Genomic DNA, 13257 nt, shown 5'->3' with positions numbered 1-13257 from the left:
AAACTTACATCGACTTTAATTGTCTTGCTGCGGTTTCGGCAAAGTAAGTCCAAATGCCATCGGCACCTGCACGGCGGCAGCACATCAGGGATTCTAAGATAACGCTTTCAGACAACCAACCATTTTGGATTGCACCTGCCAACATGGCATATTCACCACTGACCTGATAAATAAATGTCGGCACGCCAAAAGTATCTTTAACTTCACGCACCACGTCTAAGTAGGGCATGCCTGGCTTCACAATCACCATATCTGCGCCTTCTTGTATATCTAAGGCAATTTCATGTAATGCTTCGGCACGGTTACCCACGTCCATTTGGTAGGTATATTTATTGCCCCCTTTTAAATTGCTTGCTGAGCCCACCGCATCACGAAACGGGCCATAAAAACTCGACGCATATTTCGCCGAATAAGCCATGATGCTGGTATTAATGTGACCATGTGCTTCAAGGGCTTGGCGAATGGCACCAATACGGCCATCCATCATATCGCTTGGTGCAATGACATCTGCGCCAGCTTCGGCGTGGCTTAAGGCTTGTTTAACCAAACATTCAACCGTTTCATCATTTAAAACGTAGCCGGTGTCGTCAATTAATCCATCTTGACCATGCGTGGTGTATGGATCTAAAGCGCCATCGGTGATGAGCACCATATCTGGCAATTCTTTTTTTAGTAAACGACAGGTTTCTTGTACCACGCCATCGTCACGCCAAGCAGCTTCGGCAGTTAAGCTTTTATCTTCTTGTGGGGTTACAGGAAAAAGTGCGAGCTTTGAAACACCGAGGTTTAACAGTGTTTCAGCTTTTTTTAATAATAAGTCGGCAGATAGACGCTGCACATTTGGCATACTGGCAATATCTTGCGCTTGATTTTGCCCCGGCAAAACAAACACAGGATAAATCAGGTGATCTGCTGTTAGATGAGTTTCACTTACCATCGTTCGAAGTTGATCATTTCTACGGATGCGGCGCATGCGAGTCGCAGGAAATGCCGGACGATTGAACGTATAAGTCATAACAATCTCGATGTTCAGTATTAAACTTGCAGGTATTGTAGACCTCTGATGGCGAATTTGCACAAAAAAATATGCATGAAAAGGAGATCAAGTCATGACAAAAGGGAATTTTGCAGAATGGACGGGGCAACTTGTACAAGCTGAACCTCACAATTTTGATGCATTCATACAGCAGCTATGCGTTGTTTTTAATACGTCCCCTTTTTTTGCACATAATGCAATGTCGATGCAGGTGGTGAATGGCGAAATTGAAGCGAAAGTTGAAATGCAACCGTTCTTGGTGGGTAATTTGGCTTATCAGATTTTACATGGCGGCGTTGCCGCAACTTTGCTCGACAGCATTGGCGGTGTTCATGCCATGGCTGCGTTGTATCAACGGGCAGAAACGAAAAATCTAGATGAGACCCTGCGCAAAATTTCTCGATTGGCCACTTTAGATTTAAGAGTAGATTATTTGGTGGCTGGCAAAGGTGCATTTTTTATTGCACGTGCAGAAACATTACGCATGGGGCAAAAAAGCTGCACCATGCGCATGAACTTGCATAACGATCAACAGCTTTTAATTGCAACTGCAATTGCCTCTTATGCATATTGATTTAAATTTGCGATAAAAATAAATTGCTGGCTTATGTTGTAATTTGATATTAATAAATTGTTTTTTAATATTTATTTTAAATAAAATAGCCAATTGCTCATAAAATGAGAAAAAAAACAATCTTGTTTTTTTGCAGCTAACATGTGATGTTTAGCGCATTATTTCGCTTATCTCGTATCAGATAAAAAAGCAAACCTAACAGTGCTGTTATGACACAGACCTCATTTGCTTTTTAAAGATTCAATAAAATTTAGGAACATGTATGACGGATGTTCAAACTAGCCCGACATCAACAGAAGACAATCAAAATCAGCCAGATTTAAAACAAAAAAGAAAGAAGCTCTTTTCTTTCTTTTTTATCATTTTGCTGATTGCCGCAATTATCTATGCCATTTGGGTGTTTTTCTTAAGTGGCACCGAAGAAACCGACAATGCTTACGTTGGTGCAGACACCGCACAAATTACGTCTATGGTGAGTGGTCAGGTTGCTAAAGTCTTGGTTCAAGATACGCAACAAGTCCATGCCGGCGATGTTTTGGTTCAAATAGATGATCGCGATGCCAAAATTGCCTTAGCGCAAGCGGAAGCGTCACTGGCCAAAGCCAAACGCCAATACAAACAAAGTTCGGCTAATAGTAGTTCGTTAGATTCACAAATTTTAGTGAGTTCTGATGCCATTAGCAGCGCACAAGCCCAAGTTGCAAAAGCCCAAGCCGATTTTGATAAAGCCAATCAAGACTTGGCGCGCCGTAATACGTTAGCGGCGAGCGGTGCAATTTCAAAAGAAGAATTGAGCACGGCCAATTCAACTGCACAAACAGCACGAGCTGCGTTAGATGTGGCTAAGGCTGGTTTGGCGCAAGCACAATCGAATCGTAAAGCGGCACAAAGTAATTTAGCTGCCAACAACGCATTAATTGCTGGCACCAATGAAAACTCAACTCCAGATGTGCTTGCCGCTGAAGCTCAAGTTCAACAAGCACAGCTTGACCTTGAACGCACCATTATTCGAGCACCTGTAGATGGTGTGGTGACCAATCGTAATGTACAGATAGGTCAGCGTGTTGCTCCGGGTTCTGTCGTCATGAGCGTGGTGCCTATTGCCGAGTTATACGTCAATGCTAACTTCAAAGAAAGCCAACTTGCGAAAGTTAAAGTGGGGCAAAAAGCCACATTAACTTCAGATCTGTATGGAAGCAAAGTGGTTTTCAATGGCACGGTTGTTGGTTTCTCTGGTGGTACTGGCGCAGCCTTTGCTTTAATTCCTGCGCAAAATGCGACAGGTAACTGGATTAAAGTGGTACAGCGCTTACCAGTGCGAATTGCATTAGATCCTAAACAATTAGCACAGCATCCATTACGGGTCGGGCTGTCGATGAATGCAGAAGTTGAACTAAACTCGAAGAATTAATATGAGCCATAAAGGTAATCCTTTTGCTGAGCTTTCAGGAGGGCGCTTATTATTAGCGGCCTTCGTGATTGCGCTGTCTAATTTTATGGTGGTGCTTGACACCACCATTGCCAACGTTTCGGTAACCCATATTAGTGGGAATCTGGCAATTTCAACCTCGCAAGGCACATGGGTAATTACCTCTTATGCGGTTGCAGAAGCCATTTGTGTGCCTTTAACAGGTTGGCTTGCAGGGCGTTTTGGTACCGTACGTGTGTTCATCATGTCACTCATCGGCTTTACTGTGTTTTCTTTACTTTGTGGATTATCCACCAGTTTAGAAATGTTGGTGTTTTGTCGAATCGGGCAGGGCTTGTTTGGTGGGCCACTCATGCCAATTAGCCAAGCGTTATTGATGCGGATTTTTCCACCTGAAAAACATGCTCAAGCGATGGGCTTGTGGGCAATGACCACTGTGGTTGGGCCAATTTTAGGGCCAATTTTAGGTGGGTGGATTAGCGATAATTTATCTTGGCACTGGATTTTCTTTATCAATATTCCAGTCGGAATTATCTGTACTTTAGCCGCCATTCGCTTATTAAAACCTGCTGAAACACCAACTCAAAAAATCAAAATTGATAGTATTGGACTTGGCTTATTGGTGCTGTGGATTGGTGCCTTGCAATTAATGCTCGATTTGGGGCATGAACGTGACTGGTTCAATAACAGTTTCATTTTAGGTCTGGGAATTACCGCTTTAGTTGGCTTTATTGTGTTCCTCATTTGGGAATATACCGAACGGCATCCGGTGGTGGATATTCGAGTGTTTAGGCACCGTGGCTTTAGCATTTCGGTCACGGCTTTGGCCTTTGGTTTTGCTGCATTCTTTGGCAGTATTGTGATTATTCCCCAGTGGTTACAAACCAATATGGGCTATACCGCAACTTGGGCGGGCTATTTAACAGCAACCATGGGTTTTGGTAGCTTAACCATGTCGCCGGTGGTGGCAAAACTTGCCACCAAAATGGATGAGCGCGCCTTAACATCTTTTGGCTTTCTATTAATGGCTGTGGTCACGCTTATGCGTGCCTTTTGGAACAATGAAGCGGATTTCATGGCCTTGGCATTGCCGCAAATTTTGCAAGGTTTTGCTGTGCCATTTTTCTTTATTCCATTGTCGAATATTGCCTTAGGTGCTGTTTTACCCCAAGAAATTGCCTCTGCTGCGGGTTTAATGAACTTTATGCGAACCATGGCTGGTGCCATTGGAACGTCTTTGGCGGTTACCGTTTGGAGCGATCATTCTATTCTTTCGCGGAGTGAATTGGTGTCGCATTTGCAAGCAGACACCACTAAGCAAGCGCTGATGCAAAATGGATTTACCAGCCACGAAGCTTTAGGGGTTATTTCTAATTTGGTCGATAAAGAAGCGCTGACCATGTCGGTTAATCACGTCTTTTTGATCTTTAGCTTAATCTTTGTGTTTGGGGCATGCATTATTTGGTTCTGCCCTAAATCGAAGAAAAATGCCGCCGCCGGACACGCGGTGCATTAATTAATGAAAGCCACATGCCAATGTGGCTTTTTTATTTGCAGTAAAATCCGTTTTTAGTTTGCTGATGTTTGATCGAGCATTAGAGAAAACGAATGTTGTGTGGTTACCATGTTGGATGAACGCGCATCACATTATGCCAATGCCGATTGGTCAGATTGTGTAATTCTTTTTAGGCTTAATTCTTGGAAAATAAAGATTTAAATAAGATTTATTCGCAATAATCTGCTTTATGGAATGCGATTTATTATCGTTATGAAAATGAAAAATGAAGTGAAACAGCATTGCCTTTTATCGTGTAATTGGTATACCAATGTTGAAAAGCTATCCTAATTGAAAAAAAAGTGATTTAAGATTTTTACAATTGTAGAAAACGATAAGTACCGTCTATCAACGTGCTACAGATGTTTATGTCGCATTTAGTTTGAAAAATAATCAAAAAATAAGCGCAATGGATGGTTATTGAAGCTAGCCACAGAAATTATAAATCGGGTACAATTAGCCTGTTTAATTTTATGTTTGGTGTATTTTTAGGCCAATACATACATTCAGTTAAAATCGGCCTGCCAGGAGTTTTCCCCGCATGAGTGCCATTACTCCATACGATTGGGCAATTATTGCCTTCGTGATCGGTGTTACATTCCTTTGTGTCTTTATGCTTACTGTACCTTTATTGTTAGGTGGTAAGTCATGGGGGCGTGCTAAACAAGAGCAGTTTGAATCTGGTGTCGTTGGTGCAGGCGGTGCTCGTATCCGCTTGTCGGCAAAGTTCTATCTTGTTGCAATCTTCTTTGTTGTTTTCGATTTGGAAGCACTTTATCTATATGCATGGTCGACTTCAGTACGTGAAGTGGGTTGGTTTGGTTATGCAACCGTTGCCGTGTTCGTGGCAGAGCTTCTTATTGGTTTAATCTATGCTTTATCTGTAGGTGCCTTAACTTGGTCGCCATACGATCGCCGCAAGGCAGCAGGAATACTACCAAAAATTGGTTCACCAAATATGGATATTGCTGAGATTACGCGATTCAACTCGATTGAAGAATTGGTCTGTGACCCAACAGGAAATATTCCTGCACAATCACGATTAAAAAAAACCACAGTCATGGCTGACAACAAGGAGTAATACGGGATGAAATATACACTTACCCGTGCTAATCCAGAGGCGGATCAATATCCGTTACAAGAACGACAAATCGTTAATGACCCTCTTCAGGAAGAAGTGAATAAAAACGTATTCATGACTCGATTGGAAGATGTGATGCATAACGTTGTCAACTGGGGTCGTAAAAACTCCGTTTGGCCGTTTAACTTTGGTACATCATGTTGCTATGTAGAATATGCAACCACATTAACTGGCTTACATGACTTGTCACGCTTTGGTGCAGAAGTTATTCGTGCTTCGCCGCGTCAAGCCGATTTAATGATTGTTGCTGGAACTTGCTTTGTAAAAATGGCGCCTGTTATTCAGCGTTTATATGAACAAATGCTTGAACCAAAATGGGTGATTTCAATGGGTGCATGTGCCAACTCTGGCGGTATGTACGACATTTACTCGGTGGTACAAGGCGTGGATAAAATTATCCCTGTCGATGTTTATGTACCGGGTTGCCCACCGCGTCCAGAAGCTTTAATCCAAGCATTAATGCTTTTACAAGACCAGATTCAACTTGAGCGCAGACCGCTCTCTGCTGTGATTGGTGATGATCTTAAGCCAGTATATAAGCCAAAGATGATGCCAGAACGTGACCGCAAAAATGCAGAACGTATCGCAGTGAAAAATTTACGCTCTATGGATGAGATTGAATAATCTAAGCGAAGGATTGTGTTCCGCCAATGAAGGGCGGAATTTTCGTTAGGATTGAAAAGAATTTGTATTAAAAAGGAAGCCAAGCCAATGGCTGAAACTGAAATTGCTATGCCAGAAGAGTCAACGCCTGTTGATTCGCGCCCAGCATTTGCAATTGTAGAAGAGATCAAAACCAAATTTGGTGAGAACTTCTATGTGCAACCGACTTGTGAAGATTTTCCAACGGTCTGGGTTGAGCGTGCGCGCGTACACGAAGTTTTAATGTTCTTGCGTACGGTGTCACGTCCATATGTCATGCTGTTTGACTTGTCTGCGGTGGATGAGCGCATGCGCCAACATCGTGAAGGTCTGCCTGCATCTGACTTTACTGTGTTTTATCATTTAATTTCTTTAGAGCGCAATGCCGATATTCGCATTAAAATTGCGCTAAATGAAAGTGATTTAAACGTTCCAACGGTATCGAATATTTGGCCGAATGCGAACTGGTATGAGCGCGAAGCTTATGACATGTTTGGGATTCATTTCGACGGGCATCCAATGTTGCGTCGTATTTTGTTGCCAACGTATTGGGAAGGTCATCCGTTACGTAAAGAATATTCTGCACGTGCAACCGAATATACCCCATACATGCAAAACCAAGCCAAACAGGACTTCGAGCAAGAACACTTGCGCTTTGTACCTGAAGATTGGGGCTTAAAACGCGGCAATAAAGACGAAGACTTCATGTTCTTGAACTTGGGTCCGAACCATCCATCTGCGCACGGTGCATTCCGTATTATTTTGCAGCTTGATGGCGAAGAAGTGAAAGACTGTGTGCCAGATATCGGTTATCACCACCGTGGTGTGGAAAAGATGGCTGAACGTCAAACATGGCATTCATTCATTCCTTATACCGACCGTGTCGACTACTTAGGTGGCTGTGCGCAGAACATGCCGTATGTGATGGGCGTTGAAAAACTGGCAGGCATTACTGTGCCAGATCGTGCACAGTGTATTCGTGTCATGATGTCGGAATTGTTCCGTATCAACAACCATTTACTCTTTATTGGTACTGCAATCCAAGATACAGGCGGTATGACCCCAGTATTCTACATGTTTGCCGACCGCCAAAAAATCTATGATGCGATTGAAGCCATTACTGGTTTCCGTATGCATCCGGCGTGGTTCCGTATTGGTGGAACAGCACACGACCTTCCAAACAATTGGCAAAAGCTGATTCGCGAAATCTTAGAGTGGATGCCGAAACGTTTGGACGAATACTACACTGCTGCTCTTAAAAACTCGGTGTTTATTGGTCGTACCCGTAATGTGGCGCAGTACGATGCAAAATCTGCATTGGCATGGGGCGTGACAGGTACAGGTTTGCGTGCCACAGGTATTGACTTCGATGTGCGTAAATATCGTCCGTATTCTGGTTACGAAAATTACGACTTCGATGTACCACTTGAATACGAAGGTGATGCGTATGCGCGTGTCATGGTGCATTTCCATGAAATTCGTGAATCGCTCAAAATTATCAAGCAATGTTTAGACAACATGCCGTCTGGTGCGTACAAAGCCGATCATCCATTGGCTGTTCCACCACCAAAAGACAAGACCTTACAAGACATTGAAACCTTGATTACGCACTTCTTAAGCGTATCTTGGGGTCCTGTAATGCCTGCGGGCGAATCGTCTGTGATGGCGGAAGTGGTGAAGGGCGCAAGTAACTATTATTTAACTTCAGATAAGTCAACCATGAGTTACCGTACCCGTATTCGTACGCCAACCTTCACGCATTTGCAGCAAATGCCTTCGGTCATTAACGGCAGTTTGGTTTCTGACTTGATCATTTACTTGGCAACCATTGACGTGGTTATGGCCGATGTGGATCGTTAAGGACAACAGATTATGATGATTTTGACTGATAAAAAACCACGTGTGAATGTTGAAGGGATTTTGACTGCGGACGAAATCCACGAAATTGAACATCACATTGGTCATTATCCATACCCGCGTGCAGCATCTTTAGATGCGTTGAAGCATGTACAACGCCGTAATGGTTGGGTGGATGATGCGCAAATGAATGCCATTGCACAGCTATTAAGCATGAGTGTTGCGGACTTAGAAGGTGTTGCAACGTTCTATAACCGTATTTACCGTCAGCCTGTTGGTCGCCACGTTATTTTGCTGTGCGACTCAATTGCCTGCTTCTTAATGGGTGCAGAAACTTTGGCGGAAGCATTCCAACGCGAGCTTGGTATTGCCTTTGGACAAACCACTGCTGATGGTCGCTTTACTTTGCTGCCAATTTGCTGCTTAGGTAATTGCGACAAAGGCCCAACTTTGATGATTGATGAAGACACACACGGTTTAGTTGATGTGACTTCAGTCAAACAGTTATTGGAGAAGTATCTATGAATACTGAACCAAAACCAATTTATGGCGACGGCAATCCCGACACGCATCCACTGACTTGGCGTTTAAGCAAACAAGAACATGTGCGTAATGCAGATGATTTTGAAGTTTTAGAAGGCTATGCGGGCTTTAAAAAAGCATTAGGCATGCCACCGAAAGATGTGCTTGAAGTCATTAAAGCTGCAACGGTAAAAGGTCGTGGTGGTGCAGGTTTCCCAGCAGGGATTAAATGGTCACTCATGGCGCCAAACGATGGCGGTCCACGCTATCTCATCTGTAATGCAGATGAAATGGAGCCGGGTACCTTTAAAGACCGTTTGTTGATGGAAAAATTGCCGCATCAGCTAATCGAAGGCATGTTGATTGCAGGCTATACGCTTGAAGCAACCCAAGGCTACATCTTTATTCGCGGTGAATATATTGAAGCTGCGCAATATTTAAATGAAGCGCTAGATCAAATTCGTGCCAAAGGTTACTTGGGTGAAAACATCCTTGGAACAGGCTGGAACTTTGAGATGCACGTGCATACGGGCGCAGGGCGTTATATTTGCGGTGAAGAAACTGCATTGATTAACTCACTTGAAGGTCGCCGTGCTAACCCACGGACTAAGCCACCATTCCCACAAGTTGCAGGGGCATGGGGTCGCCCAACCATCGTGAATAACGTAGAAACCTATAACAACTTGCCTTCGATTATGCTGCGTGGGCCTGAGTGGTACATTGGTTTATCTGCGGGTAAATCGAAAGATCCAGGCACGAAAATTTATGGTGCATCGGGTAAAGTGAAATTCCCAGGGCTTTGGGAATTGCCATTTGGTACCACAGCACGTGAAGTGATTGAAGACCATGCTGGTGGTATGCGTGACGGTTTAACCTTAAAAGCATGGTTACCGGGCGGTGCATCGACCGATTTCTTAGCGGCAGAGCACATTGATTTGCCAATGGATTCTGAAACCATTATGAAAGCAGGTTCGCGTTTAGGCACTTGTTTGTTGATGGTTGTAGATGAAACCCAATGTATGGTTTCGGCAACGCGTAATTTAGAAGAATTCTTTGCACGTGAGTCTTGTGGTTTCTGTACGCCATGCCGTGATGGTTTGCCGTGGGCTGTTAAAGCATTGAAAACGCTTGAAAATGGTGATGGCAAGATGGAAGACATTCAGCATCTGACCGAGCTTACCCGTAAATTATGGATTGGTAAGACTTTCTGTGCGCATGCACCGGGTGCAATGGAACCATTAATGGGCGCATTAAAATATTTCCGTCATGAGTTTGAAGCAAAGGTTAAAACCCATGCTGCAACTCTTGACGTAGAACAAGCTTAAGGAATTCGACTATGGCTACCATTCATGTCGATGGAAAATCTTACGAAGTCAATGGCTCTGAAAACTTGCTGCAAGCGTGTTTAAGCCTTGGCATCGACATTCCATATTTTTGTTGGCATCCGTCCTTAGGTTCTGTCGGTTCTTGCCGTCAATGTGCTGTGACTCAATACGCGAATCCTGAAGATACGCGTGGTCGTTTGGTCATGTCATGTATGACACCTGCATCTGACAATACCTATATTTCGGTTGAAGACAAAGAAGCGACCGATTTTCGTGCTTCTATTGTTGAATTTTTAATGACCAACCACCCGCACGACTGTCCTGTGTGTGAAGAAGGTGGACATTGTCATTTACAAGATATGACCGTAATGACAGGTCACGACCGTCGTCGCTATCGCTTTACCAAACGTACCCATCATAACCAAGAACTCGGCTCGTTCATTGCACATGAAATGAACCGTTGTATCGCTTGTTATCGCTGTGTACGTTATTACAAAGACTACGCAGGTGGTACTGACTTTGGTGTGTATGCCAATGCCTCACGGGTGTACTTTGGTCGTCCTGAATCGGGGACTTTAGAGTCTGAATTTTCAGGTAATTTAACTGAAGTTTGTCCAACAGGCGTATTTACCGATAAAACTCACTCGGCACGTTATAACCGTAAATGGGACATGCAGTATGCGCCAAGCGTCTGCCAAGGCTGTTCTTCAGGTTGTAATATTTCTCCGGGCGAGCGTTATGGCGAATTACGCCGTATCGAAAACCGTTTTAACGGTTCGGTCAACCAATACTTCTTGTGTGACAAAGGTCGTTTTGGCGGTGGCTATGTCAACCGTGAAGATCGTCCCCGTCAGCCACAATTGCGTCAAGGTCAAACGGTTACTACAGTTTCTGTCGATCAAGCACTTGACCGTGTGATTGCTAATATCCAAGGGCAAAAAGTACTTGGGATTGGTTCACCACGTGCAAGTTTAGAATCTAACTTTGCGTTACGTGAATTGGTTGGGCAAGCACATTATTCAACAGGGATGACGCAAAAAGAGCAGTCATTGGTTGAATTGGCGGCTTCAATTTTACAAACCGATGGTATTTATAACCCAACGCTGCGTGAAGTTGAAAGTTACGATGCTGTGCTGATTTTAGGTGAAGACTTAACCCAAACTGCGCCACGTATGGCGTTGTCGGTTCGTCAAGCATCGAAAAATAAAGCCAAACAAATGGCGGCAGATCGCCGTACCCCAGATTGGTTGGCTGAGCCTGTACAACGTATTGGTCAAGATGAAAAATCACCAATTTACATTTTGGCAGCAACACAAACGCGTCTTGCTGATGTAGCAACAGGTGAAGTGGTTGCATCGCCAAACGATATTGCACGTTTAGGTTTTGCTGTTGCAGCAGCGGTAAAAGGCGAGGTGGTGCTTGGTTTAGATGAAGACGCTAAAGCCTTTGCACAAACCATTGCAGATACCTTAAAAACTGCCAAAAAACCGCTGATTATTGCAGGTACAAGCTTGCAAGATGCAGCGATTATGGAAGCAGCGGCAGAGTTGACCCAAAACTTAGGTTCAAATGCAGGTTTAACTTTGGTTGTTCCTGAAGTGAACTCGATGGGTCTGGCCTTGTTTGGTGGTTTAAGCCTAGAACAAGCCTTTGCCCAAGACTACGACACTTTAGTTGTGGTTGAAAATGACTTGTTCCGCCGTTTACCTGCGGTGCAAGTGCAAGCCGCTTTAGACAAAGCCAAAAACGTGATTGTGCTTGACCACAGTGAAACTGAAACTGTGAAAAAAGCCGATGTCGTATTATCTGCGGCAAGCTTTGCTGAAGGTGACGGTACGGTGGTCAGCCAAGAAGGCCGTGCGCAGCGTTTTTATCAAGTTTACGATCCAAGCTATTACAAACCTGAATATGCCATTAAAGAATCTTGGCGTTGGTTACATGCCCTTGAAACAGGCATTAAAGGTAAAGCGATTGCTTGGACGGTACTTGACGATGTGATTGAGTCGGTGGTGAAAAATGTACCTGTGCTTGAAGCCATTCAAGATGTTGCACCTGATGCTGGCTACCGTGTTCATGGCTTAAAAATTGCCCGTGAACCGCGCCGTTACTCAGGTCGTACAGCACAACGTGCGCAAATTTCGGTACACGAACCAAAACAACCGGTTGATATCGATTCTGCATTAACCTTCTCGATGGAAGGCTATGTTGGTCCTCAAAAATCTGCATCTCTTGTTCCGTTTGCATGGGCACCGGGTTGGAACTCACCGCAATCTTGGAACAAATACCAAGACGAAGTGGGTGGTCACTTAAAAGGTGGTGATGCGGGTATTCGCTTGTTTGATCGCTTAGCCAAACGCCCTGCGCGTAGTTATGTTGCACCATCGGCTATAGTTGCTAATGCAGACAGCTTCCGCTTAGTGCCTATGCATCACATTTTTGCATCGGGTGAATTTACCGTGAAAACCCCTGCCATGGAATCGCGTATTCCTGACGCTGTTTTTGCTGTTGGCGAAGCAGATGCTTCACGTTTAAATGTACAAGATGGTCAAACCATTACCGTAACCGCAGGGGAAACCCAAGTGCGCTTACCTGTGCAAGTGATTGAATATTTACCTACAGGCTATATTGGTTATCCAATTGGTTTAGCACCAACCGTGTCGTTGGCTGAACCTGTTGCTGTTTCGGTGGGAGTGTAATTATGACTGAACATTTACGCGCATTACCGACTTGGGCAACCGATTGGCCAATCGCTTATAGCGTGGTGCAAGCGATTGTCATCATGTTAGTGGTGGTGATCTTTGCCGCTTTAATGTCGTTTATTGAACGCCGTTTATTGGGCTTATGGCAAGACCGTTACGGTCCGAACCGTGTAGGTCCAGGTGGTATTTTCCAGATTGTTGCCGACATGCTTAAAATCATGTTTAAAGAAGACTGGACACCAACATTTGCCGACAAATTAACTTTCCGTTTAGCACCAGCAGTTGCCATGGCAACTGCGGTACTGTCGTACATGGTCATTCCTGTGAGCCCGTACTTAGGTGCAGCAGACATGAACATTGGTCTATTGTTCTTTATGGCAATGGCCGGCATTGCTGTTTACGCAGTGTTATTTGGAGGTTGGTCATCAAATAACAAATATGCCTTACTCGGTGCGTTACGTTCATCTGCACAGACCA

General features: G+C 44.1%; 11 protein-coding genes. 10 read left to right on the top strand and 1 reads right to left on the bottom strand.

Annotated elements, in window-relative coordinates; translation table 11 throughout:
* Nucleotides 1-4: 4 nt before the first annotated feature.
* A complete protein-coding gene (hemB, locus tag I2F62_RS10330) occupies nucleotides 5-1015 on the bottom strand; it encodes a porphobilinogen synthase (RefSeq protein WP_324626931.1) in 1011 nt (336 codons plus the stop codon).
* A 94-nt stretch (nucleotides 1016-1109) separates the two neighbouring features.
* Here hemB and I2F62_RS10325 point away from each other — a divergent pair, with 94 nt between their 5' ends.
* The 10 genes from I2F62_RS10325 to I2F62_RS10280 all read left to right on the top strand — a co-directional run.
* Complete coding sequence (locus I2F62_RS10325; protein ID WP_324626930.1) at nucleotides 1110-1610, top strand: thioesterase family protein; 501 nt, start codon at nucleotides 1110-1112, stop codon at nucleotides 1608-1610.
* Between the two features lie 262 nt (nucleotides 1611-1872).
* On the top strand, nucleotides 1873-3021 hold the full coding sequence (locus tag I2F62_RS10320) for an HlyD family efflux transporter periplasmic adaptor subunit (RefSeq protein WP_324626929.1): 1149 nt from the start codon (nucleotides 1873-1875) through the stop codon (nucleotides 3019-3021).
* A gap of 1 nt (nucleotide 3022) precedes the next feature.
* Complete coding sequence (locus tag I2F62_RS10315; protein WP_324626928.1) at nucleotides 3023-4555, top strand: DHA2 family efflux MFS transporter permease subunit; 1533 nt, start codon at nucleotides 3023-3025, stop codon at nucleotides 4553-4555.
* Between the two features lie 580 nt (nucleotides 4556-5135).
* Nucleotides 5136-5675: an NADH-quinone oxidoreductase subunit A gene (ndhC, locus tag I2F62_RS10310; RefSeq protein ID WP_324626927.1), complete on the top strand. Its 540-nt coding sequence runs from the start codon at nucleotides 5136-5138 to the stop codon at nucleotides 5673-5675.
* Between the two features lie 6 nt (nucleotides 5676-5681).
* A complete protein-coding gene (locus I2F62_RS10305; RefSeq protein ID WP_324626926.1) occupies nucleotides 5682-6359 on the top strand; it encodes an NADH-quinone oxidoreductase subunit B family protein in 678 nt (225 codons plus the stop codon).
* Between the two features lie 87 nt (nucleotides 6360-6446).
* Nucleotides 6447-8237, top strand: coding sequence for an NADH-quinone oxidoreductase subunit C/D (gene nuoC, locus I2F62_RS10300; protein ID WP_324626925.1), 1791 nt, complete (start codon nucleotides 6447-6449; stop codon nucleotides 8235-8237).
* Nucleotides 8238-8249: 12 nt separating this feature from the next.
* Entirely contained in the window at nucleotides 8250-8759 is a 510-nt protein-coding gene (gene nuoE / locus I2F62_RS10295; RefSeq protein ID WP_324626924.1) for an NADH-quinone oxidoreductase subunit NuoE, read from the top strand.
* Nucleotides 8756-10081, top strand: a complete 1326-nt coding sequence (gene nuoF, locus I2F62_RS10290; protein WP_324626923.1) for an NADH-quinone oxidoreductase subunit NuoF — start codon at nucleotides 8756-8758, stop codon at nucleotides 10079-10081. The genes nuoE and nuoF overlap by 4 nt, the downstream gene beginning before the upstream one ends.
* Before the next feature lie 11 nt (nucleotides 10082-10092).
* Nucleotides 10093-12777, top strand: a complete 2685-nt coding sequence (nuoG, locus tag I2F62_RS10285) for an NADH-quinone oxidoreductase subunit NuoG (RefSeq protein WP_324626922.1) — start codon at nucleotides 10093-10095, stop codon at nucleotides 12775-12777.
* Nucleotides 12778-12779: 2 nt separating this feature from the next.
* The coding region (locus I2F62_RS10280) for a complex I subunit 1/NuoH family protein (RefSeq protein ID WP_324626921.1) at nucleotides 12780-13257 on the top strand (478 nt) is incomplete at its 3' end.

The organism is Acinetobacter sp. MD2(2019), from assembly GCF_035615615.1.
GTDB lineage: Bacteria > Pseudomonadota > Gammaproteobacteria > Pseudomonadales > Moraxellaceae > Acinetobacter.
This window is presented reverse-complemented; position numbering and strand designations above follow the sequence as displayed.

Coding starts and splice junctions, on each gene's coding strand:
- I2F62_RS10325 (WP_324626930.1), top strand. CDS start 1,110: ATGACAAAAGGGAATTTTGCAGAATGGACGGGGCAACTTGTACAAGCT.
- nuoE (WP_324626924.1), top strand. CDS start 8,250: ATGATGATTTTGACTGATAAAAAACCACGTGTGAATGTTGAAGGGATT.
- nuoF (WP_324626923.1), top strand. CDS start 8,756: ATGAATACTGAACCAAAACCAATTTATGGCGACGGCAATCCCGACACG.
- ndhC (WP_324626927.1), top strand. CDS start 5,136: ATGAGTGCCATTACTCCATACGATTGGGCAATTATTGCCTTCGTGATC.
- I2F62_RS10320 (WP_324626929.1), top strand. CDS start 1,873: ATGACGGATGTTCAAACTAGCCCGACATCAACAGAAGACAATCAAAAT.
- I2F62_RS10305 (WP_324626926.1), top strand. CDS start 5,682: ATGAAATATACACTTACCCGTGCTAATCCAGAGGCGGATCAATATCCG.
- I2F62_RS10315 (WP_324626928.1), top strand. CDS start 3,023: ATGAGCCATAAAGGTAATCCTTTTGCTGAGCTTTCAGGAGGGCGCTTA.
- nuoG (WP_324626922.1), top strand. CDS start 10,093: ATGGCTACCATTCATGTCGATGGAAAATCTTACGAAGTCAATGGCTCT.
- hemB (WP_324626931.1), bottom strand. CDS start 1,015: ATGACTTATACGTTCAATCGTCCGGCATTTCCTGCGACTCGCATGCGC.
- nuoC (WP_324626925.1), top strand. CDS start 6,447: ATGGCTGAAACTGAAATTGCTATGCCAGAAGAGTCAACGCCTGTTGAT.